Consider the following 21,759-nt stretch of genomic DNA (forward strand, 5'->3'; position numbering starts at 1 on the left):
GCTACGTACATGATTTTATCGTCGAACTACAAAATGCTTTTTTGAGTGAGACATTTAAATATTCAATTCCTGTCAGACAACCAACAGACCCTAAATATAAGGTGCTAAAAGCGAAATAATAGATATGTGGGATTAATCAAGAAGAAAGTTACTTCAGATAACATAATATTCACGCTGCGGAAATACGTCCTTGGTCCGGCATTCGCCGGACACCCGACATGCGTCGGGTCGTGAATACAGGAACGTTAGACGCAATTATTGCAGTTATTTAATAAATAAGTGGAGAAGATTTTAATGAAATGGATTGTTTGTTTAACTGGAGATGAAGATGATCTTTATGAACTTTCAAAATTACTTAATACAGAAAAATTAGCTATCCATAAGGAAGGGAATCAGTATTACTTAAAATCATCACAAATCAGACCAACTGATGAATATAATGAAGTTTGTGATAAAGTAGATGAATTGATTGAACTAATAAATGGAACAACAAAACTATCATTAGGAACTCGTAACACGGTTGGTTTATCAGATATTTACATCTTAAAAGACGATGGTGGCCGTATTTTGTTTTTTTCAGCCCACCTTTTTGGATCAGGAGGAGCAAGTGCAAACTATCAAATTATTAGAGCTGATGGAACAATTGAAGTATGTAATCATGATAATCCTGCTGATTCTGTACTGAATTGGATAGAATTATCTTTAAAAGATGAATTGGTGAATAAAATAATCAGGTTGATATCTCATGATAGTGATAGTTGGGTTGGTTTGTATAAGATTTTTGAGGTGATTGACAAAGACGCTGGAATTAGATCGTTTGCTTCAGTTTCATCTGAGAATCTCAAGAGATTTACCCAAACAGCTAATAGCTATAAGGCCATTGGTATAGAAGCAAGACATGCATTAGATTATGAACCACCTAGGAAGCCAATGAATATTACTGAAGCAAGGTTACTTATACATTTAGTGGTGAAAGAATGGCTTAGACTTAAAGAAGAAAATTAGGTTGTTCAATGAAGACAATAACAGCGTCTAACTTCAAGCAGCGTCTCTTTTGGAGCCTCGGTCTGCGGGATGGATATCGGAGAAGAGTTTCAGCAGACAACCCCTTACGGGGTTCGTGAATACAGGAACGTTATCTGCAATTGACCAACACAATAAATTTAAAAAAGCTGTACTATATAATACAAATTTCGAGAAATTTATTTCATTTTTTTTAAGCATATTGTATGCAGACTATTAAGATCATAGTATAATAAAAAAGTAAATCAATTATTATTTTTACTTAAAATTGAATTTAATACATATTAAATAGATAGGAGAGTTTAAATGAAAAATGTTCAAATTTTAAAAGTATTTATTGCTTCTCCTGGAGACGTAATTGGAGAGCGAGGGATTGTAGGAGTAGTAATTGACCAACTTAATAAAGATATTGGAGATATTTTTAATGTAAGGCTTCAATTGGTCAATTGGGAGAATAGCACTTCACCTTCTATTCAGGGAGTTGATGCACAAGACATCATTAATAAACAAATTGATGATGATTATGATATATTCATTGGTGTTCTTTGGTCAAGAGCAGGAACGAAAACAGCTCGAGCTGATTCGGGTACTATTGAAGAATTTGAAAGGGCATACAACAGAGCGCGATCAGGTGAAAATGTAGAAGTAATGTTTTACTTCAATGAGTCGCCGATATCGCCTAGAGATATGGACTTAAATCAATTAAAATTGATAAAAGATTTCAAAAGTAGAATTGGCGAAGAAGGAGTATACTATTGGTCCTACGAAGGAATTGATAGTTTTGAAAGTTTTTTAAGAGCGCATCTTACTATGAAACTAAAAAATTGGAATACTAACCATACGAGCGTTATAGTCGCTGATCAACAAGAAGATTTTGAAATCGAAGATGAAGATGAAGACGGACTTCTTGATTTATATACTACGTTAACTCAGAAAGCTTTTTACTTGAATGTTAATTTTAATAGCATTGAATCCTTAGTCACTGAATTTGCAAAAGATATCACTCTAAGAACCGAAAAGCTTGCAGCTATGGAAAATGCAACTGACATTAAAGCAATGAAAATAGCGATCAGTCGTATAGCCATAATAATGAATAGTTTTGCTTCTAAGTTTGAACCCGAATCAAAAGAAATGAGTACCCATTTAAATGAGTTTTTAGATGCATTCAGTAAATCAGTATCCATAATAGAAGAAGTCGATGGGTCGTTAGCAACTAACCCAGAACTTGTGAATATGACTGAAGAAATGTTTTCTGCTTTAAAAGGCTCTGAAAAGGCAATCGACGAGATAAAAGAAATGTTAGGAACAATTCCACCTATTCAAAAAGATTTGATTAAAGCGAAAAAGAGAATCATGAATTTATTTTCTGACATGAACCGCTTAATGTCTACAGCAGCAAGCGTATTGGAAGATATGATAAGTTAGTGATCTGTGTGATTTAGAAATCATTATGAAAAGAGGCAATCGAGAACTTCTCGAAAGCCTTTTTTATTATTCTATCTGTATTGAGCTAGAATAAGTTGTTTAAGGAGCATCAACAGCAGATAACATAATATTCACGCTGTGGGCATACGCCCTTGGCCCGGCATTCGCCGGACACTCAGCATACGCTGAGTCGTGAATACAGGAACGTTATAAGAAATCGGTGAAAGATATATTTATTTAGGGTAATTCAACGGAGTTAAATTTGAAAGATGTTCATTGAAAACTATATTTTTCAGGAATTAGCCGACATCTTATAAAAGCGTATTTCTTCACGTTGCGGACCTTATGGCTCTTGGTCTGCAGGAGGGTTTCGGGGAAGCGGAATCAGTTGACAACTCCTACGGGGCTAAGCCCCTCGAACCCAGACAGACGCCTCTTAAGCTTCTCGGATTCATGCATACACGAGCATTAGCTGTAATTTGATTTTGAATTTAGATATAACATAGTTAATTAATAAAGGAATAGGGTGACGAGGTGCTTGATTTTAAAGAATTGGAAAAAAGCGGAGTCGAGTTTGAGCAACTTGTCAAAGAGTTGTTGTTATCGGAAGGTTTTGAGATTCACTGGACCGGAGTGGGACCGGATGGGGATAAGGATTTGATTGCCATTGAGTCCTATGAAGGTAAATTGGGAGAGATTCAGAAAAAATGGGTTGTACAATGTAAGCACAATGCACATAGCGAGAAATCAGTAGGTAAAAATGATCTACAGATTATGGAAACTTGCTTGGCTATTGGTGCAGATGGTTTTTTAATAGCGTGTTCTACGCAACCTTCATCAGGATTAATCAATCATTTGAAGGATATTAACAACTTCACAAAGGTTAGCGCTAGATATTGGGATTCGATTGAAATAGAAAGAAGACTAATGAAACCTCATAACTATCATTTGATTGATATGTTTTTTAATGAATCAGCAAAAAAGCTGTCGTGGAAATTGTATAACACACAGGATTCTTCATTTTGGATGGCTTACTACAAGAAGTATTTTATCTATCTATCATCAAGAGATTCATTGACCTTTAGTGAAATTGGTTTAGTGGAGAAATTTATAGAAGTAATCGAAGGTTTTGATAAAATCGATAAACGTAAGCTTGTTGGTCTTGAAAGATGCACTAATAGCCGTGAATACCTACTGCCAAGAGCCGTATATTACGATGACAAGAATACGAATTTTTTGGTGTTTGTTGATTACATGTATTACACCAAAGAAAAACCCAAAGCTAGACTGGTAGATTTTGATCAGTATTTTAACGAGAAGAATTGGAACATTGAGGGGGTTAGCGTGAATTGGGACATAAGGTTTGTTGAAGCCAACTTCGGATCAGATCACTTTAGAATAAATCACAAAGATTATTATAAGAACTTTATGGATAATTTCAAAATTGGATATTCAAGAGATAGCAACGAGTTTAACAGGTTGTATGAAGACTATGACTACATTGAGAAAGCAATAATGAGCAGCGGTTTAGTGGATTTACTTGATAAGTACGAATATAAACAACATTTCAATGCATTTGAACAAAATGTCATTGATCATCTTAAAAACACTCATGGTGGAACGTCATCAATTGAAGCGGTTTTGAATTATGTCAGAGGTCGTCATGAGTTTGAGAAGGATGATCGATTAAATAGCGTATGGCAAATACTATATATCGAGATCATCCATGATTTAATTGATAAGGACATTATTCTCCCTTTCCGTGATTCTCCGAATGGGGTAATTACTTTAACTGAAAAGGGACGACAATCATGTGATTACTACGGAAGCGTATTGCGTAAATAGATGGAAGAAAACTAACTATATTATATGGAGAACTTCATTGTAAACAAAATATGTGAATTAAAATCGAACTACAGCTAGCTAATACGTCGGTTTACTGACATTCCTTCGGGTGTCACAGCCCTTGCGTGGCAAGCGCTATGCCGCTTTTTTCGCTGAAGCGTTAATAAGGAAGGAATGATCGTGAGCCGCGGGAATGTTATAAGAAATCGGCAGGTAAAAATCTTTAGTTTAGCTAACTGGCTGCAATAGTGAACTAGATATTTCAATAGCGTTGATCATAAGTAGTATATCTAAGAACAAAGTATTTATTTCGAAGAAACCACCGACATCTTATAACAAAGTATTCAACGCTTCGGTCGACTTCTTCGCCCTTTGGTCCGGCTAGAAGAGGCGATGAAATAGTTGCCGGGACACATCCACCGTTGGTGGACGTCGTGAATACAGGAACGTTATACGAAACCATCTTAATACGAGGAGACACAATATGAACACAGATGATTTCTCATGGGAGAAAGTCTATTCATACTGGAAACACTTTATTGAAGAATATAGCTATAAATCTATTAGTGAGCAGAATTTCGAAAAAATTATGATAAAACCACAGCTAAATTCTAATCTTAACATTGGAACTGAAATAATAGATTGGTGGCCAACCAGTGAAGTTGAATATAGAACAAAGAAATTAAATGATCGGGGCATCTTAGGTGCTGATTGGGATACAGTGATGGGTATTAAACGAACAGCTGAGATGTTATGGAGTAACAAAGAAAGCAGTGAGAAACAAGCTTTGATTTGGATTTCTGCGGGACTAAATGAAATATTATCACACCTTCCAGAGGAATGGAGAGGAGATCCATACAGATTAATTTATAGAATTAATTTAAATATTATGAAGGAAATGAGAGATAGAAGTATGTGGTCGTGGCACGGGTCAACTAGAAATTTTTTGCCTGTTACCGTTAATAAATTTATGGAGTTATATTCCAAACCAAATGAGATATACAACTTAATTAATATTGTAGCAGTTGATAATAGTTTATCAAGAAATGCATGGACACTAGTATACGTCTCTGGAGAAGAAGAGGCCTCGTATAATATAACATTCACGCATCGAGCCATAATAGCCCTCGGGCCGGTAGAAGGGATTTCGGGAAGCAGCCGGACACATTCGACTTCGTCGGACGTCGTGAATACGAGAATGTTATACAACAGAATCTAAATTGCAGATCTTTGACGCACAAATGGAATCGTGTTTAACAATCCAATAAATATAAATTGTAAGTTGAATACAGGAAATTAAATTAAGCTTACAATGAAGAAAAGTTTATTAAGGAGACCTTATGATTAGATTCGAAGAAATCGGGAATGAAATTATAATTCGATACACACCAAGGGATGGATTATATTGGATAACAAAAAAATTTGATAATAACCAGAAGATAACTATAGGCAGAACCTTTTATTTTGAAAAGGATGATTTATATAAAGAGATCGGTTCAGAAGAATTTACTATAATAGAAGAGGCACAATTTTCTTTTGCAAATTTAGAAGGCGACTATTTTAGAGTCAAGAAAACTGCAATCGGGATAGAGGATGAGTTATTTATCCATAAAAGTATAAAATTTCAACCGAATATATTTAAGACATGGAATAATATATCTATTTTCAGGAAGATTTTTGATGTGATAGAAGGAGATTTGTTTATTGGACCAAAAGAATCGGATTTACATATGGAAGAATTCAATAAGCTATTAAAGGTATTTCCTAACTCTACTGAACTACAGAAATATTCTAATGCAAGGATTAGCTGTATATTAAAAGAATATGTAAATATTAAACAAGATTTTATATCAGAATATAATTCTTACATGTCTAAAAAGTCAGTGGCTAAAAGTACTAAGTCAAGCTTAAGTGCTTCATTTGCTGAGTACGAAACCATTAAGTATCAGATAGTGCTGAATCGCCTTAAAGATATGCTTAAGAATGAAAAAGGCTATTCTGAATCAGACTGGCAAAACGAAATTATTGACGTTTTGATATTGATTTACCCTAAATATATCACAGTATTTAAAGAAGTAAGCGTCTACGACGATTACGATTTGAAAGAAAGAAGATTAGATTATATGCTAGTTGACTCAAATGGAAATGTTGATGTTGTTGAAATAAAAAAACCTAATTCTAATGCCTTGATTTCGACAAGAACATATAGAGATAATTATGTCCCCGTTAGAGAACTCTCAGGTACTATCATGCAAGTAGAAAAGTATCTGTTTCATTTAAACAAGTCGGGTAGACAAGGTGAAATAAAACTAACAAATAAATATAAGGATTTGCTTCCGGATGGTTTCAAGATTAACATAACAAATCCTAATGCTATCTTAATTCTTGGAAGAGAAGAAGAGCTTGGTATTGAACAACTTCGAGATTTAGAAGTTATTAAAAGAAAGTATAAAAATGTGTTGGATATTGTTACATATGATGATCTTATTAGAAGGTTAGAAAGAATTATCGAAAAATTTCAAAGCCAATTGCCGAAAGCAGATTCAAGAAGTGACTCCGTCGTATAACATAATATTCAAGCAGCGGCTCCTTATGGAGCCTTGGTCTGCTGGATGGATTTCGAGGAAGCATTTCAGCAGATACATCCGACTACGTCGGACGTCATGAATACAGGAACGTTATAGGAAATCAGCGTGAATTTAATAATTTTTTGAAATGAGGTAAGCTGATGAGGTATGTAGATGAGGTGTCGAAACAAACACTAGACTTCGAAAATATGAGCGAGCAAGATCAATTAGATTTTTTGGATTCTATTTGTGAGAATGATTATAAATTGGTAAATGAAATGGTAATAGAACAAGAATTGTTTTATCAAACTTATTCGTCAGAAATTGAATTTTCAGTATTTCAAGATCGAATAAATTCTTTATTGCTTTACTTAAATATAAATAAAGATTTCATTGAAGAATTCATTGAGACAAGAAAAAAATATTTAGAAAGAAGTCTTTCAAAACCTATTAGTGCCGAGATGGGACATGCTCAAGAAGAATCATACTATAATATTGAGAATTACTTTACTGAATACTTGTATATATCGATAACCTCCTTACTTTATAGCATTCTTGAGAGCACCTTGAAAAATATAGTTGATTTACTTGCCCATAAAATAGGGGAAGAATTTGTTATGTCGTCTCAAAATAAACCAGTGATCAATAAATATATAGATTTTATACGTAGAGAGTGCAATATGAATGTTAATCTACCAAAAGACTTTTGGAAAGAGATTAAACAATTAAGGCAAATCAGAAATCAATTTACTCATTCACTGAAAGACGATTTAGCAGTACACAATAGAGGTGAAAATGAAACTACATATAAGTCGTATTTAACGTATGATTATTGCCTTGAGAGTTTCGGGCTAGTCTGCGAGTTGATTGAAGAAATAGAAAGATTGCTTCTATCAAAATACCTTGAATCTTCAATTTAAATAATAAGTAGTTTTATAGGTTGTGCAAAGAAGTGCTGACATCCTATAACATAATATTCACGCTGCGGACATTCGTCCTTGGTCCGGCATTCGCCGGACACTCAGCATACGCTGAGGTCGTGAATACAGAAACGTTATGCGTAATTATTGCAATTCTAAAGAAGAAAGGAGAAATACAATGGATCAAATCAAATATCCGATTGGTCAATTTCAACCCAAAAACAATCTTTCAAATGATGAAATAATAAATCTTATTAGACAAATTCCTGAACTAATTAAGCGATTAAATACATTGCTGGTTGGTCTCGAACAATACCAATTGGAGACTCCGTATCGGCCGAACGGTTGGACAGTAAGGCAGGTCATACATCACTTAGCTGATAATGATATGAATGCGTACCTGAGATTTAAAAGAGGATTAACTGAAAATAATCCATTAGCAAATACATATAGAGAAAATCTGTGGGGAGAATTAATTGATTACAAGAAGTTGCCCGTAGAGAATTCGCTATCACTTATTGAAATATTGCATCATCGCTTTTTAGTGTTGCTGAAAGAACTTAGTATAGAAGAGTATAAACGGACTATACAAACCGAAGTATTAGGAATAATTACATTAGAGACAGCTATACAAAGATTTATTTGGCACAACAAACACCATGCATCCCAAATCGAAAACCTAATAAGAAGAGAGAAATGGAAAGACATATAAGAAAGAGGGTAATTGTAAGGAGTTCAAAGATGGCAGTAAAAACGCATAACATAATATTCAAGCTGCGGCTCCTTTGGGGCCTGGGTCTGGGGATGGATTTCGGAGAGGAATTTCAGCAGACACCCCTATGGGTTCATGAATACAGAAACGTTAGCCGATATACTTGTAAATTCATAATTATAGGGGTTGTTTATGTGCTTGTTGTTCATTGATCACCTGTGAATTACTCAAAAAACATCTTGAAAAACGGAATTAGAAAAAGTCGGAACGGGGTTTACTGTTTTCCTTTAACAGGACATATTGCATTGGATCGTTGGTGGATGAAAGCATTAAAGAGATTTAGAAAAGACAGAAAGAAATATAATGGATTTGTATTTAGAGTGGAAGAGTCTGATTTTCCTGCTTATTTTGGTCATTTTATAGGACACATGACAAGTGACAGAAGCGAAAAACCTATAAAAACGCTAATTGAATTAGGTATGGAAATACAGAATGCAATCATTTGGAGGATCGGAGAAAGAGCTGTATGGAATAATATCGAAGTACATAACCATGATCAGGATTTTTTAAAGCTGGGGAAGGAAGTAATTAAGAAAAATCCAGATGATTATAAGGAAACTTTAACAGATGCAGCATTCATGGAATATATCCTAGAGGACTGTCAACTTGTTTTGACGAATTCTATAAATGCTAGTCGAATCATTCGGGTTATCTCACCAACTAAAGAGTTTGGAAAAGTCTTATACAAGCAAAAGAAAGATGAGTATTTTGAGTGAAAACTCGAAGAGGATCAGTACTTCGGCTAACATATATTCAAGCAGCGACTCTGTGAAGCCTTGGTCTGCAAGGTGGATTTCGAAAAGGTATTTCAGCAGACAACCCCTAATGGGGTTCATGAATACAGAAACGTTATCTGAAAGACTAGCATTTAAGAAAACAGGTGAATAGAATGCCATTAATTCATGAGTTTCTTATAGCTCCTAAAATTGGCTTTGAATTAAATCAAATTGTTAGGAATAACAATGGGAGAATTAATAAAAGTAAATCAGGTATCGATTATTTAGTTGAATTAGATGATGAATTCTTTCAGTATTTTTCAGATACATTAAAGTGGATACCAAATGAAACTGGAAATAGATTCGGGTTGAATTACTATGGGTTAACAGATATTTATCCAAATGGAGCGAGTGTACTAAAAAAATTATTACAGGTTGGTATGAGATATTTAAAAATGCTCCAAATGAAATAAAGTTAACAGGGAATTATTTTTGGAGAGACCAAATCGATAAAGGTGAATATGAAAAAATTGAAGTAAGAAAAGCTAATTTATTAAAAATTCTCTCTGAACTAATTACCTTATGTAATCTAGTTGAAGATAATGACGACTTAATAATATTACATCTAGGGATTTGACACTTTGAATGAAGTACTAGTAAGTTATTAGGTGTCAAGCACAGAAGCATATTCAGATAACACACAACCTGACCTAAGATAAGCTATCTAGGGTCAGGTCACGTCATAGAGGCGGAAATGTTAGATGAAAGCACCTAAATAAATAAAACCATCTATAAAGGATGAAAAGAAAAAATGATAAAATCTATTAGTATTGATGAATGGAATGGGACCACATTCAATGAAGAAATAGTTATGAATCCTACATGGGCAGACACTTTAAGTTTTTTAAAAAAACTCGATGGAGATAAATTTACATTAGTTTTTTTTGAGGTATCAGATACAGATTCAGCATTGGTTGGAGGCGGACCGGAATATTTCATAGTGTCTATTACAATTGATGGTAATATATATACTCTTATGAACGATAAACAGGGAAACAATGAAATTCTTCTGGTTGCTGGTGGTCAGTTAGGAAATTATTGCGATAACATTTGTATAGAATTAATTCCTTTGATTGAAGTAATAAAGTATTATTATGAAACTGGAAAACTACTCAAAACACATAAATGGAAACAAGAATAATAATTACTTTCAATGCAACTCTAAAAAGTAGGTGACATCATCTAACATCGCATTAAATTCATCGGAGCAGAACAAGCTCTACGCTTGGTCTGGAAGAGGCATTTCGGAGGAGCGGATTCACCGGACACATTCGACCTGTTAAGTCTGACGAGTATTCCCAATGGTCACCTTAAACTGCTTGAACTTCAGGAATGCCCAACGTTATGTGAAATCAACGAAATTATTTAAGAGGTAAACATGGGTGTGACCGCTTGGCGCTTTTTCTTACTCCACGAGCAAGTTGCAATAAAATGAACATGAAATAGACGGAGCTGAGTGTCTACTTCATGCTCGCCTAAATTTTTGAAAATTAAATTACAGATGGATCAATGGATCTTTGGAGGTTCAGACTTCAACGTATCGTTAAGCTGGGTCACAAAAATACCTTCGTTCAGGCCAGGGTTATTTCGAAACATTTTCGCTTCTTCCACCAGAACTTCGTCTGTATCCGTGCCAAGTATCTTTATTGTTGCATCAATGAATGAATCAAGTGGCATCGCACGTGGTTCATCGTTGTTGCTTTGAACCCATGGGGGCACAATTTCTATTACTTTTACCGATGTGTCTTTAAGCAAGTACCTTTGGGAAAGCGTATAGGTATGAAGTGCTGCTTTCGTCGCGGAGTATACAGCAGTTGTTGCTAATGGTACAAATCCGAGTATTGAAGTCGTGTTGATGATAACCGCTTCTTCTTTGGACTTCAAATGCTCGATGAATGCAGAAGTCAACCGAATGGGACCTAGCAAGTTTGTAGTGACAGTCGAAATCAAAACATCCTCATCAATCACACCCGCCGCGTCATCGGATTGTATGATGCCGGCGTTGTTAATCAAGACATTAACATCCGGATATTCTTTGATTAACTGCTTTGCGACCGCCTTTATGCTGGCAGGATCTTGTACATTCAATTCCACTGCGGACATGCCGGGATTCGCTTTAATCGTCTCCTCCAGACGCTTTTTACGTCGACCGGAGATAATAACTTTGTTTCCAAGATTGTGGAGAGCTTCTGCTAACGCACGTCCAATTCCCGAACCGCCGCCTGTAATAAAAATCGTGTTTCCTGTAAGTTTCAATTTTTAAACCCTCCTAATTCAATGTAAATTAAATTATCCAAACATTGTAAAACAATAGCTTTCATGAGTATGGCTCCTCTAAAATTGAACATATGTTGAATCATCAACATAAATTTTATAAAGTAAATGTATCAGAGCGGTATATGGGGTTCAAAGGTTAAAACAAGCGTGGTTGTTGATTTTTCAACAGAGGACTTCGAAGTGTTCATTTTTTCGGATAGTACAAAGGGGAGAAGGATATGGACAGGCGTATTCAAAAATCGAGGCAAGCCATTATTGATGCTTTTATGAGGCTGATGGCAGAAAAGGAATTCGAGAGAATTACGATCAATCAAATTGCGGAGGAAGCGAATGTCAATCGCGGAACGGTTTATTTGCATTTCGCTGACAAGTACGATCTGCGTGATCAATGCATGGAAGCTCAAATTAACGAGTTACTGCGCAATTGTATGTCTGAAGATAACTTCTTTCATCTCCCTTCCAAAACCGCATTACTGCGCAGTTTTGAATATTTGGAGCAGCATGCTTCATTCTACTCTAGAATGCTGACGAACAAGGGAAGTACGGTTTTTCGGAACCAAATGGAGAAAATGTTTCGGCAAAGTCTGGGCGAGCATCTGGATTCGATCAACCTCGATCAGGAAATGAACAGGGACATTACGGTGCAATTTTTAATTTCAGCGGCAGTGGGGATATTGGAATGGTGGATTACTCGTTCGATGCCATATCCGGCATCGGTCATGGTTGAACAATTTTGGAATTTGCTGAACCGTGGTGTCGAGGGACACGAACGAACATCGTCCATTTGAGTCTCTAATTTAGAGGCTTTATACACAAACGTTATCAGAAATTCTTTAATTACTAAAAACATAATAATAAGATCTCAAAAGTACTAAAAGCTATAGTATAAAGAACGCGAAAGATCTGGAGGTCACTTTATGGATATACTCTTTGCTAATTATGGGATTAATATAATTCGAAGAGATGGGGGAATATTCATTAGTTTTGATGCTGGTGGAATAGTGGTTCAAATGATAGAAATAGAAATAACAGAAGAAGAGTCACTAAAAGCTCAGAAAAGTGAAAGAGATGCATATGAACTAATAATCAAACTACAAAATGAAAAAAGAACGTATAAGAAAATTCACTGATAAAAAAATTTGCAGATTGATTTTGAATGCATAGTGAAGAAGTTCGGTAACTTCTGATAATATAATATTCAAGCATCGAATCCTCACGGAGCTTTGGCCTGTTGGGATGGAGTTCGAAGAGGGATTTCAGCAGACAACCCCAGAAAAAATAAAAAGACAATGGAGGTATGTTTGGTGCTGACATTAGAAAAAGCTAGAAAAAATGATGCACAAAAACTTGCTGAAATACAAAAGGCCAGTTTTGAGGATGAATCAAAGCATTTTTATAATAACGAAACCGTTGGGCCAATAGGATATGACTCCATAAGCTGGCAAGAAGAGATGATGCAAAATTGCGAATATTTCAAGTACTCTTTAATGGAGAAATAATCGGGGGAGCTATGATATTTGTAGAATGTAATCAAGTGCATAATCTAGGAAGAATCTTTATTGATCCAAATTTTAAGAATCAAGGAATCGGAACGCAGGTGATGGAGAAAATTGAATATAAATTTCCAGACAGCACTAAATGGTGGCTGGGTACTCCTAGCTGGAGTGTCAAGAATCGTCACTTCTACTCAAAGTGTGGGTTTACTAAAGTTAGAGAAGAAGGTGACTTATACATTTTTGAAAAGACTCTATAAACTTATGTAATGTACAAACGTTATGAGACATCAGTGCTAAGTGTTACCAAGAAGATATTTAATGAGAAGAGTGAAAGGGAGGATTTACAATGAAGATTGATTTTGCGATTGAATCAGATTATGAGTATATCTCGTTAAGAGACAAGCACATACATAAAACACTTATAGGACCAAAAATAAAAGAAAATGAAATTCTAATAATTAGAGAATCCAATCAAGAAATAGGTTGGATGAGATACGGATTTTTTTGGGACAACACACCATTTATGAATATGATATGGATAGATGAGGAGTATAGAGGAACAGGTATTGGTAAAAAAGTTGTCCAATATTGGGAAGAATTAATGAAACAAAAAGGATTTGAAATGGTCATGACCTCAACACAGTCGAATGAAGGAGCTCAACATTTTTATAGAAAGCTTGGATATAGAGATGCTGGATGTTTAATGCTTGAGAATGAACCTCTGGAAATAATACTGACAAAGGAGTTGAACAAAAATTAACGTTGAGGAAATCAATGAAGGAAGTGACATTTAAAATATAATATTCAAGCTGCGTTCACAATGGAGCCTAGGTCTGGGAGTTGAAATTCGAAGAGGGATTTCAGCAGACAACCCCTTTGGGGTTCATGAATACAGAAACGTTATGCGAAACCTTTGAGAATCTAGAAATGAGGTAACTTCAATGATGCAATACAGAATCCGACCAATAATAGAAGATGATGTGTTTTTTTTATGGGAGATGTTATATGAATCATTATTTGTCCCAGAAGGTCAAGAGCCATTCGATAAAGCGATAATAAAAGACCCTTATATATCAAAGTATATTGAAGGTTGGGGAAGAGATGGGGATTTTGGATTTATAGCAATGAACCATGAGGGTGAACCCGTCGGATCAATAACAGTTCGATATTTTAACGAGGATAATAAGGGATTTGGATTTATTGATAATGATGTACCCGAACTAGGAATGGCTTTGTTAAAAGAATACAGGGGGAGAAAAATCGGAATGGCCTTAATGGATGAATTATTTATAGAAGCTAGGAAGAGGAACATAAAAAAATTATCCCTCAGTGTTGATCCGAGCAATGCAGCGGCAATGAAACTCTACGAGCGATTCGGATTTAAAGAAGTTGGGAAAGTTGATTCATCAATCACGATGGTTGTTGATTTGAGAAGTTAAAATACAGTAGTAATAGGGATTATTTTAAGGAACTCAAAAGAGATCAAGGGTATCGCCTAACATCATATCCAAGCAGCGGCTCCTTACGGATTCTGAGTGCACCCAAACAATCCAAAACTCGGGAGTCAAGGGTTGAAAAATGTATGCAGAAAATTCTCAATGGAGAGGGTTTAAATGATCGGTAAAAGTAATTCAGACAAAGGCTAAATAAACGTATTAGAGGCTATAATTATGATAGATTTAGAGTCAGAAAGATTACTTATAAGAAATTTTCGATCTGATGATTGGAATGATCTACATGATTACTTATAAAATGATAGGACACATTTATTTTAATCAAACCGTACCCTTTGAGTTTTTAACATGGGAAATAGGATACATATTCAACCCAAGATACTATGGAAATGGATATGCTACGGAGGCAAGTAGAAGAGTATTGCAATATGGATTTGAAGAGTTAAAGGCTCATCGGATTATTGCGATGTGTAATCCAGAAAACGCTTCATCGTGTAGATTATTGGAGCGCTTGTTGATGCGAAAAGAAGGACAACCCATTTGGCATAATGCATATCAATATGCGATTTTAGCAGATGAATGGCAAAGGAACAATGAATAATTTGAAAAAAGGAGCTTGATACCATGAATGAGAAGTCACGGTTACTAGAGGAGTTCAAAGGATGGATCAGTTTTGTTTCTGAGATTCGTGAAATGGATTGGCACATAAAGATTGCCGAAGATAAATGGTCAGTTCAGGATGTCGTAAGTCATATACTGCTGTGGGATAAATACTTTTTTGATGCAGCAATAAGTCCCATATTAAACAATACACCTTTGATATTAACACATATTGATTTTGAACAATTTAATCAGGATGCTATTGAATATGGAAAAACAAAAACGAAAGAAGAATTAATTAAAATGACTATTCAGTATCGTAACATGATATTGGAGAGTATAGAGAGTTTTGAAGACGATAAGTTTACTAAAGAATATGCTAACGGGAAGTTTACTGTAATATCATATTTAAGAGATTTTATCTGGCATGATCAACATCATATCAGACAGATTGATGAGCTTAAAAGAAGAGCTATGTGAGTATATAGGCGGGTGAATCATATGGGGGATTATTGGAACAAAAGATTTACTGAAGAAGGGATGATTTGGGGGTGTGAACCAAGTCAAACTGTAACCCAAGCTATAGATTTGTTCAAAAAGAATAATGTACATGATATTTTGGTTCCTGGTGCTGGATATGGAAGAAATACGAAGGCGTTCTCTTCTTATTTTCAGGTTGATGGAATTGAGATATCTAGTTCAGCTATAAATCTAGCAAAAGAATGGGACTTAAAAACGAATTTTATTCAAGAATCGGTATTAGAGTTTAGTACATGCCAAAGGTATGATGGAATATATTGTTATGATTTATTGCATTTATTTTTGTTAGAAGATCGAAAAAAACTGATACAGAATTGCGTGAAGCATTTGAAGGAATTGGGAGTAATGTATTTCACATGTTTTTCTGATTGTGATTTTAATAATGGTGTGGGTAGGGAAATTGAAGAAGGAACATATGAATACAAGAAAGGTAAATATGCTCACTTCTTTACTGAAGAAGATTTAAAAGGACATTTTAATGATTTGAATATATTAGAAACGGGTTCCATAAGAGAAACTCTGATATATGCAGAAAAACAACAGAAAAAATATGAATTAAGATATATATTTGTTCAAAAGATTGGATAGCTATTCAAAAAAGCAAGCAACTTCTACTACATCGTTTTATGCTTCACTTATCTCAAGTTGATTTTTTTGTGCTTTTGAACAAAGCAAATACACCGCCGTAAGTTTAATCGCTTTAGGACGGTGTATCTGTCTTTAGAACCACTGTATATCCGTTGAAAACTTTTTATTCCTCTCCGGTCGCCACCGGATTCTCCTCATAACTGATCCAGTCGCTCCAACTTCCCGGATATAAACGGACCTTACTAAATCCAGCTTCATTCAGGGCTAGTACATTGGGACAGGCGGATACGCCGGAACCGCAATACACGATAATTTCTGCATGTGGGTCAAGGTCGGCAAAGTGCTGCTGCAATTGTTCCACATTTTTAAAGCTGCCTTTTTCGTCCAATACTTCTTTCCAAAAGAAATTCACCGCACTTGGGATATGCCCCGCTGCTTGATCAATGGGCTCCTCCAGCCCCAGGAAACGCGGCCGCTCTCTCGAATCAATCAATATGTAAGAGCTATCAGGAAGCGAACCTTCGGATACACGTTGCACTTCTTGCATATTTGTGAGCATTTGCGGCTGTACATTTGGTGTGAATGTACTTGGAATGCGAATCGGCTGGTCTGCCGTAACGGGGAACTTCGCTTCCTTCCAAGCGCTGTAGCCCTCTTCCAGCACATATACCTGCTCATGCCCGAGATAGCGCAGGAGCCACCAGAAGCGGGAAGCCATCATACCGCCTTGGTCATCATAAGCGACGATGCGTGAAGATGCGTTGATCCCGGCACGACTCAGACGTGCGGCAAGTGTATCCGCATCAGGTAATGGATGGCGACCACCATGCTCACCAAGAGGAGCAGTAAGGTCTTCTTCCAAATCGAAGTGAACCGCCCCTGGAATATGGTCTTCATTAAATTGAGTCCGTCCAGCCCCGGCTTGTCCGAGCAGGGAACGGCAGTCGGCAATGATCATGTCCGGCTCATACAATCGGGCCAGCAGCCAGCGTTTGGATACGATGGATTTCATAGAGGATTCCGCCTTCCTTTATTTAACAGTAAATTTAATTCATTGAGTATAGTTTATGAAAATGGGGTAAATAAGTTAAGAGCTGGCCTTCAGGGGATGCTCAGTGTCGGGCAATTCACTTTGGTGGATGACTTTCTTTTTAAAATCTGCTCCGTATCGGATAAAAATCCATACCCCGAACAGGATGAAAAAGCCTGCACCAAATTGTAAAGTAGACAGCCTTTCCCCGAGCAGGACCCAAGCTAGCAGGGAAGAAATAACGGGCTCGCCGAGTACCGCCATCGACACCGCAGTGGCGTTAATGTATTTGAGCAGCCAGTTAAACAGGTAATGTCCGAATAGCGTAGGCACAATGGCAAGTAGCAGGAACAGTCCCCATTCCCGTGGAGCATATCCCGTAAAAGGAATGGCATTGACCACATTATACAGCGCAAGTGATGTGGCTGCGATGGCGAAAACCCAAAAATTATAGACAAACGCGCTCAAATGCTCGCGCAGATGCTTGCCCATCAGCATATGGATGGACACGGCTACCATACCCAAGAAGGACAGTGCATCCCCGAGCAGGGCTTGTCCCGAGACATGGAAGTCGCCAGCTCCGATGGCCAGTGAGCCGATAAAAGCCATACCCATTCCGATGAGCATAGCGCGATTCGTGCCCGTCCGGAAAAACAAAAAAGAACCGAGCATGACAAGGATCGGCTCCAATGTCATAATAACGGTAGAGCTTGCAACGGTGGTCAGTCGCAGTGAGCCCATCCAGAGCAAGAAATGCAGCCCCAGAGCAATGCCGGACCAGAGGATCAGCATCCACTGCTTGCGGGTCAGGCTAAACAGCTCGGTGCGGTATTTCCAGACCAAAGGCAGCATGATCAGATTGGTTAGGTACAAACGGTACATAGCGATGACGGACACCTCGGCTTCAGACCATCTTACGAAGATTGAGGAGAACGAAATAGCGATAATACCTATGATGTACAATAATTCAAAGGAAAACGACGGTTTGTGTGCTTGATTCATGTGGCAGCTCCATCCGTATGGAAGAAAGTAAATACGTCTATGCTCCTTCCATCGGTATCTCAAAAAATTAGGTTTAATACAGCTCATTATACCGTACCTGACATTCCCGTGGTATTAGGATTTTGCAAAATCCTGAGAATATAATAAACGGGAGCAGGAGGTAGGATTTTAAGTGAGATGCTGCGTAGAACTTTTGCTGCACAAGCTCGTCTATCATAGTGGAGGTGGATTTTATGAAAAAACAAAACACATTTTCAATCATACTACTGACTGTAGTGGCAGTGCTGGCTCTGTCAGCCTGTGGAACGAAACCGCAAACCAATAACAACGCACCTCAGGGTGCAGACCAACCGCAAACGCAACATTCGGAAGTCAAACCGGAGCCGGTCGCTGAGCCGGAGGTCAAAAAAGGCACAGGTGTATACAACGGAGCTGCTGACCCGCATACGGTTGAGATTGAAACCAATGGTGAAGCCCAATCCTTCCAATTGGGGGAGGGACTGGACACGGTGATAGCTGGACTTAAAGAAGGCGATACAGTAGCGTTTGAATACAACGAAAAAGCAGTAGAGGGCGACGCGACGGCGAAGCAACTGACTTTAACGAAAATACAAAAAACAGAGGCTGCAACAGATAGCAGTCAAAACGGAAGTTCTGGTCAAGAAGTAGGCGGGGAACGCTCGAAGACTCAAACTTTTGAGCTTACCCTTGAAGGAAAAAAGGAAAAGCAGACAGCAACATTGGCAAAAGGAGAGGGATATTCACTGTATGTGTTTGATCCGATGTCCCTGTTTCCCGATCAAAACCGTGTTGCCTTAGCTGTAGATGATAACTATTACGCTGAAATTACAAAGCTGCCCTCCGACTTTAATCTGGATGAACTTCAAAAAGAAGGCGAGAAGGATCTAGCTTCCATCGGCAAGGTGCAAAAGCTGGACAAAGCAGCCGTGCCTCAAGCGTTGTCCAGTAGCCGTCTGTTCTTGCAAGCGAGCGGTTCGAAGATGACACAACAATATATTGTTGTAGAAAATAAAACAGGTGGTTTCATCGTGAAAGTGAACATTCCACAAGGTGAACCTGCTGAAGGATTCGAATCCTTCATTTATACATCGCTGGAGAGCTTGCAAGCTAATAAATAACCCTGTTTTGATGTCGGGCGGTTGCTGGCTTACAATAATGGATTTAAGGCAGTCAAACTGCTGAAACTTGTTATTTTAGGTGCTAGGTTAGAGCTCTAAAGGTCTAAACTGTAATTGCGAGACCTGCACTTTTGTGCTATAAAGGATGAGAGAATAAGCTCGTTCCGGCTTGCGAAGTCGTATGAAGCGATGAAGGAGTTGTTAGATTTACTATGTCCATCGAAATGAATACACAAGAAGTCATCAACGTGATTAAAAACAGCAAGAAAAAGACGCCTGTTAAAGTATATGTAAAAGGAGCTTTGGCTTCCGCATCTTTTGGCGAGAATGTTCAAGCTTTTATTTCCGGAGACAGCGGTGTTGTATTTGGTGATTGGGCCGACATCAAGCCTGTACTGGATAGTGCAAACGCTAAAGAAGAAGACTATGTGGTGGAAAATGACCGCCGTAACTCTGCTGTTCCTATGCTCGATCTGAAAGACATCAATGCCCGCATTGAGCCAGGCGCGTATATTCGCGATATGGTTGGCATCGGTAACAACGCAGTCATTATGATGGGTGCAGTGATTAACATCGGTGTCACCATTGGTGAAGGCACGATGATTGATATGAATGCTGTACTTGGCGGTCGTGTTAAAGTAGGCAACATGTGCCACATCGGTGCAGGCGTTGTCCTTGCAGGTGTCATTGAACCACCGTCCGCACAGCCTGTTATCGTAGAAGACGAAGTATTGATCGGTGCGAACTCGGTTGTACTGGAAGGCGTACGAATTGGTAAAGGTGCAGTTGTTGCAGCCGGAGCGGTTGTAACTGAAGATGTTCCTGCGTACTCCGTAGTGGCGGGTACACCTGCACGTGTAATCAAACAGGTCGATGATAAGACCAAATCTAAAACTGAAATTTTGAAAGAACTGCGCGTTCTGTAAGAAGGCAAAAGTTTTTTTATGTACCAAAGGTGAACGATTCCTTGTCAGAAGCATGATGCACTGACAGCATAACTTAGGGACGAAGCACAACGGACAAGGCTCGGCGGCTGCGCCGGGCTTTTGTCCTTTTGTTCTTTTGCCCGATAAGAGCTGATGAGCTATAAAGAGGAGGCGTAGCAGTAATGAGTACGGTCGACTATCGTTCTTTTGTCCAAATACGAAGGGATTTACACCAAATTCCCGAACCGGGTTTTGAGGAGTACAAAACACAACAATATTTGCTGGATTATTTGGAAACGCTCCCTCAGGAGCGGTTGGAAATTCGTACATGGCGTACGGGCGTGTTAGTGTTCATTCATGGAATAGCTCCTGAACGCCGCTATGGATATCGTTGTGATATGGATGGTTTACCGATTGAAGAAGAGACAGGTTACGATTTCCGTTCGACCCATCCCGGCTATATGCATGCTTGTGGACACGATTTACATATGACGATTGGATTGGGAATTGTTACTCACTTTGCAAGCCACCCGATTAAGGATGACCTAGTTGTGTTGTTTCAACCTGCTGAGGAAGGGCCTGGCGGAGCATTGCCTATGCGGGACAGTACGGAGCTGGCAGACTGGATACCGGATGAAATTGTCGCACTGCATGTTGCACCGGAATATCCTGTGGGCACGATTGCGACTCGCCCGGGCATCTTATTTGCCAATACGTCGGAGCTTTTCATCGACCTGAAGGGTACGGGCGGACATGCTGCGTATCCACACAAGGCGAATGATATGGTAGTAGCTGCTTGTCAGCTGGTGGGACAATTACAAACGGTTGTAGCCCGTAATGTGAATCCACTGGATGCAGCGGTCATTACCGTTGGTAAGGTTAGCGGAGGCACGAAGCAGAATATTATTGCGGAAACAGCCCGTTTGGAGGGTACGATCCGAACGTTGTCAGCCGATTCGATGATGCTGGTTAAATCACGGATTGAAGCGCTGGTGCGTGGTGTGGAAGCTGGGTTTGAATGCCATGCCGAGATTCATTATGGCTCCAATTATTTGCAAGTGTACAATGAAGCTCAGGTGACCGAGGAATTCATGAACTGGATTAGTAATCGGCAGGATGTGCAGCTTATTGAATGCGGGGAAGCGATGACTGGCGAGGATTTCGGGTATTTTCTGGAGCGAATTCCCGGTCTGATGTTCTGGCTTGGCGTTGATACGCCTTATGGTTTGCATCATGCCAAGCTGGAGCCTGCGGAGGAAGCAATCGGCGTGGCCATTCGTGTGCTGACAGACTATTTTACATGGAAGTCTCAAGGGTAAATGATACGGCCTGAATAAATAGGTTTAATGAAGAGAATGAAATGGAATGAAGTCGAATTT

At 38.1% G+C, this 21,759-nt stretch carries 23 protein-coding genes and 1 pseudogene; 21 read left to right on the top strand and 3 right to left on the bottom strand.

Annotated features, from left to right (window positions below; translation table 11 throughout):
• Positions 1 to 294: 294 nt before the first annotated feature.
• From AC6EJC_RS20015 to AC6EJC_RS20060, 10 genes are all read left to right on the top strand, one after another.
• Positions 295 to 1,005, top strand: a complete 711-nt coding sequence (locus AC6EJC_RS20015; RefSeq protein WP_444955466.1) for a hypothetical protein — start codon at positions 295 to 297, stop codon at positions 1,003 to 1,005.
• Between the two features lie 324 nt (positions 1,006 to 1,329).
• Positions 1,330 to 2,448, top strand: a complete 1,119-nt coding sequence (locus tag AC6EJC_RS20020; protein WP_444955467.1) for a hypothetical protein — start codon at positions 1,330 to 1,332, stop codon at positions 2,446 to 2,448.
• Positions 2,449 to 2,982: 534 nt separating this feature from the next.
• Positions 2,983 to 4,293 carry a restriction endonuclease gene (locus AC6EJC_RS20025; protein ID WP_444955468.1) on the top strand — a complete coding sequence of 437 codons (1,311 nt, stop codon included), beginning with the start codon at positions 2,983 to 2,985 and terminating at the stop codon, positions 4,291 to 4,293.
• 484 nt (positions 4,294 to 4,777) lie between these two features.
• Entirely contained in the window at positions 4,778 to 5,512 is a 735-nt protein-coding gene (locus AC6EJC_RS20030; RefSeq protein ID WP_444955469.1) for a hypothetical protein, read from the top strand.
• Between the two features lie 121 nt (positions 5,513 to 5,633).
• Positions 5,634 to 6,860: a Shedu immune nuclease family protein gene (locus AC6EJC_RS20035; protein ID WP_444955470.1), complete on the top strand. Its 1,227-nt coding sequence runs from the start codon at positions 5,634 to 5,636 to the stop codon at positions 6,858 to 6,860.
• Positions 6,861 to 7,021: 161 nt separating this feature from the next.
• Entirely contained in the window at positions 7,022 to 7,780 is a 759-nt protein-coding gene (locus AC6EJC_RS20040; RefSeq protein ID WP_444955471.1) for a hypothetical protein, read from the top strand.
• A 178-nt stretch (positions 7,781 to 7,958) separates the two neighbouring features.
• On the top strand, positions 7,959 to 8,492 hold the full coding sequence (locus tag AC6EJC_RS20045) for a YfiT family bacillithiol transferase (protein WP_444955472.1): 534 nt from the start codon (positions 7,959 to 7,961) through the stop codon (positions 8,490 to 8,492).
• A 305-nt stretch (positions 8,493 to 8,797) separates the two neighbouring features.
• Positions 8,798 to 9,268 carry a hypothetical protein gene (locus AC6EJC_RS20050; protein WP_444955473.1) on the top strand — a complete coding sequence of 157 codons (471 nt, stop codon included), beginning with the start codon at positions 8,798 to 8,800 and terminating at the stop codon, positions 9,266 to 9,268.
• Positions 9,269 to 9,441: 173 nt separating this feature from the next.
• Complete coding sequence (locus tag AC6EJC_RS20055) at positions 9,442 to 9,741, top strand: hypothetical protein (RefSeq protein WP_235309177.1); 300 nt, start codon at positions 9,442 to 9,444, stop codon at positions 9,739 to 9,741.
• Positions 9,742 to 10,079: 338 nt separating this feature from the next.
• The gene (locus AC6EJC_RS20060; protein ID WP_076157294.1) at positions 10,080 to 10,469 is read left to right on the top strand and encodes a hypothetical protein; all 390 of its coding nucleotides are present in this window, start codon (positions 10,080 to 10,082) and stop codon (positions 10,467 to 10,469) included.
• Positions 10,470 to 10,834: 365 nt separating this feature from the next.
• Here AC6EJC_RS20060 and AC6EJC_RS20065 read toward each other — a convergent pair whose 3' ends face one another.
• Positions 10,835 to 11,584, bottom strand: a complete 750-nt coding sequence (locus AC6EJC_RS20065) for an SDR family oxidoreductase (protein WP_444955474.1) — start codon at positions 11,582 to 11,584, stop codon at positions 10,835 to 10,837.
• A 239-nt stretch (positions 11,585 to 11,823) separates the two neighbouring features.
• Between AC6EJC_RS20065 and AC6EJC_RS20070 the strand changes: the two genes are divergently transcribed.
• The 8 genes and pseudogenes from AC6EJC_RS20070 (at position 11,824) to AC6EJC_RS20105 (ending at position 16,283) form a co-directional block, all read left to right on the top strand.
• On the top strand, positions 11,824 to 12,393 hold the full coding sequence (locus tag AC6EJC_RS20070; RefSeq protein WP_444955475.1) for a TetR/AcrR family transcriptional regulator: 570 nt from the start codon (positions 11,824 to 11,826) through the stop codon (positions 12,391 to 12,393).
• 129 nt (positions 12,394 to 12,522) lie between these two features.
• Complete coding sequence (locus AC6EJC_RS20075; protein ID WP_444955476.1) at positions 12,523 to 12,735, top strand: hypothetical protein; 213 nt, start codon at positions 12,523 to 12,525, stop codon at positions 12,733 to 12,735.
• A gap of 174 nt (positions 12,736 to 12,909) precedes the next feature.
• Positions 12,910 to 13,358: pseudogene (locus tag AC6EJC_RS20080) on the top strand (GNAT family N-acetyltransferase).
• Positions 13,359 to 13,447: 89 nt separating this feature from the next.
• The gene (locus tag AC6EJC_RS20085) at positions 13,448 to 13,861 is read left to right on the top strand and encodes a GNAT family N-acetyltransferase (protein WP_444955477.1); all 414 of its coding nucleotides are present in this window, start codon (positions 13,448 to 13,450) and stop codon (positions 13,859 to 13,861) included.
• A gap of 181 nt (positions 13,862 to 14,042) precedes the next feature.
• Positions 14,043 to 14,540, top strand: a complete 498-nt coding sequence (locus AC6EJC_RS20090; RefSeq protein ID WP_440722708.1) for a GNAT family N-acetyltransferase — start codon at positions 14,043 to 14,045, stop codon at positions 14,538 to 14,540.
• A 298-nt stretch (positions 14,541 to 14,838) separates the two neighbouring features.
• Complete coding sequence (locus AC6EJC_RS20095) at positions 14,839 to 15,156, top strand: GNAT family N-acetyltransferase (protein WP_444955478.1); 318 nt, start codon at positions 14,839 to 14,841, stop codon at positions 15,154 to 15,156.
• 23 nt (positions 15,157 to 15,179) lie between these two features.
• Positions 15,180 to 15,635: a DinB family protein gene (locus AC6EJC_RS20100; protein WP_444955479.1), complete on the top strand. Its 456-nt coding sequence runs from the start codon at positions 15,180 to 15,182 to the stop codon at positions 15,633 to 15,635.
• A 21-nt stretch (positions 15,636 to 15,656) separates the two neighbouring features.
• The gene (locus tag AC6EJC_RS20105; protein WP_444955480.1) at positions 15,657 to 16,283 is read left to right on the top strand and encodes a class I SAM-dependent methyltransferase; all 627 of its coding nucleotides are present in this window, start codon (positions 15,657 to 15,659) and stop codon (positions 16,281 to 16,283) included.
• A gap of 163 nt (positions 16,284 to 16,446) precedes the next feature.
• Here the strand turns inward: AC6EJC_RS20105 and AC6EJC_RS20110 are convergent, their stop codons facing one another.
• Positions 16,447 to 17,295: a sulfurtransferase gene (locus AC6EJC_RS20110; RefSeq protein WP_444955481.1), complete on the bottom strand. Its 849-nt coding sequence runs from the start codon at positions 17,293 to 17,295 to the stop codon at positions 16,447 to 16,449.
• 75 nt (positions 17,296 to 17,370) lie between these two features.
• Positions 17,371 to 18,315 (bottom strand): DMT family transporter, encoded by a 945-nt coding sequence (locus tag AC6EJC_RS20115; RefSeq protein ID WP_190297661.1) that lies wholly within the window; start codon positions 18,313 to 18,315, stop codon positions 17,371 to 17,373.
• Positions 18,316 to 18,548: 233 nt separating this feature from the next.
• Here AC6EJC_RS20115 and AC6EJC_RS20120 point away from each other — a divergent pair, with 233 nt between their 5' ends.
• From AC6EJC_RS20120 to AC6EJC_RS20130, 3 genes are all read left to right on the top strand, one after another.
• The gene (locus AC6EJC_RS20120; protein ID WP_444955482.1) at positions 18,549 to 19,454 is read left to right on the top strand and encodes a DUF8580 domain-containing lipoprotein; all 906 of its coding nucleotides are present in this window, start codon (positions 18,549 to 18,551) and stop codon (positions 19,452 to 19,454) included.
• A 212-nt stretch (positions 19,455 to 19,666) separates the two neighbouring features.
• Positions 19,667 to 20,380, top strand: a complete 714-nt coding sequence (gene dapD, locus AC6EJC_RS20125) for a 2,3,4,5-tetrahydropyridine-2,6-dicarboxylate N-acetyltransferase (RefSeq protein WP_444955483.1) — start codon at positions 19,667 to 19,669, stop codon at positions 20,378 to 20,380.
• A 182-nt stretch (positions 20,381 to 20,562) separates the two neighbouring features.
• Positions 20,563 to 21,699, top strand: a complete 1,137-nt coding sequence (locus tag AC6EJC_RS20130) for an N-acetyldiaminopimelate deacetylase (RefSeq protein ID WP_444955484.1) — start codon at positions 20,563 to 20,565, stop codon at positions 21,697 to 21,699.
• Positions 21,700 to 21,759 lie beyond the last annotated feature (60 nt).

It is taken from the genome of Paenibacillus sp. TY11 (assembly GCF_059772165.1).

Excerpts from the sequence above, each read along its gene's own strand:
- AC6EJC_RS20115 (WP_190297661.1), bottom strand. The coding sequence starts at position 18,315 with ATGAATCAAGCACACAAACCGTCGTTTTCCTTTGAATTATTGTACATC.
- AC6EJC_RS20105 (WP_444955480.1), top strand. The coding sequence starts at position 15,657 with ATGGGGGATTATTGGAACAAAAGATTTACTGAAGAAGGGATGATTTGG.
- AC6EJC_RS20015 (WP_444955466.1), top strand. The coding sequence starts at position 295 with ATGAAATGGATTGTTTGTTTAACTGGAGATGAAGATGATCTTTATGAA.
- AC6EJC_RS20035 (WP_444955470.1), top strand. The coding sequence starts at position 5,634 with ATGATTAGATTCGAAGAAATCGGGAATGAAATTATAATTCGATACACA.
- dapD (WP_444955483.1), top strand. The coding sequence starts at position 19,667 with ATGTCCATCGAAATGAATACACAAGAAGTCATCAACGTGATTAAAAAC.
- AC6EJC_RS20095 (WP_444955478.1), top strand. The coding sequence starts at position 14,839 with ATGATTACTTATAAAATGATAGGACACATTTATTTTAATCAAACCGTA.
- AC6EJC_RS20085 (WP_444955477.1), top strand. The coding sequence starts at position 13,448 with ATGAAGATTGATTTTGCGATTGAATCAGATTATGAGTATATCTCGTTA.
- AC6EJC_RS20040 (WP_444955471.1), top strand. The coding sequence starts at position 7,022 with ATGAGGTATGTAGATGAGGTGTCGAAACAAACACTAGACTTCGAAAAT.
- AC6EJC_RS20045 (WP_444955472.1), top strand. The coding sequence starts at position 7,959 with ATGGATCAAATCAAATATCCGATTGGTCAATTTCAACCCAAAAACAAT.
- AC6EJC_RS20130 (WP_444955484.1), top strand. The coding sequence starts at position 20,563 with ATGAGTACGGTCGACTATCGTTCTTTTGTCCAAATACGAAGGGATTTA.
- AC6EJC_RS20100 (WP_444955479.1), top strand. The coding sequence starts at position 15,180 with ATGAATGAGAAGTCACGGTTACTAGAGGAGTTCAAAGGATGGATCAGT.
- AC6EJC_RS20070 (WP_444955475.1), top strand. The coding sequence starts at position 11,824 with ATGGACAGGCGTATTCAAAAATCGAGGCAAGCCATTATTGATGCTTTT.
- AC6EJC_RS20120 (WP_444955482.1), top strand. The coding sequence starts at position 18,549 with ATGAAAAAACAAAACACATTTTCAATCATACTACTGACTGTAGTGGCA.
- AC6EJC_RS20055 (WP_235309177.1), top strand. The coding sequence starts at position 9,442 with ATGCCATTAATTCATGAGTTTCTTATAGCTCCTAAAATTGGCTTTGAA.
- AC6EJC_RS20090 (WP_440722708.1), top strand. The coding sequence starts at position 14,043 with ATGATGCAATACAGAATCCGACCAATAATAGAAGATGATGTGTTTTTT.
- AC6EJC_RS20075 (WP_444955476.1), top strand. The coding sequence starts at position 12,523 with ATGGATATACTCTTTGCTAATTATGGGATTAATATAATTCGAAGAGAT.
- AC6EJC_RS20030 (WP_444955469.1), top strand. The coding sequence starts at position 4,778 with ATGAACACAGATGATTTCTCATGGGAGAAAGTCTATTCATACTGGAAA.
- AC6EJC_RS20060 (WP_076157294.1), top strand. The coding sequence starts at position 10,080 with ATGATAAAATCTATTAGTATTGATGAATGGAATGGGACCACATTCAAT.
- AC6EJC_RS20020 (WP_444955467.1), top strand. The coding sequence starts at position 1,330 with ATGAAAAATGTTCAAATTTTAAAAGTATTTATTGCTTCTCCTGGAGAC.
- AC6EJC_RS20110 (WP_444955481.1), bottom strand. The coding sequence starts at position 17,295 with ATGAAATCCATCGTATCCAAACGCTGGCTGCTGGCCCGATTGTATGAG.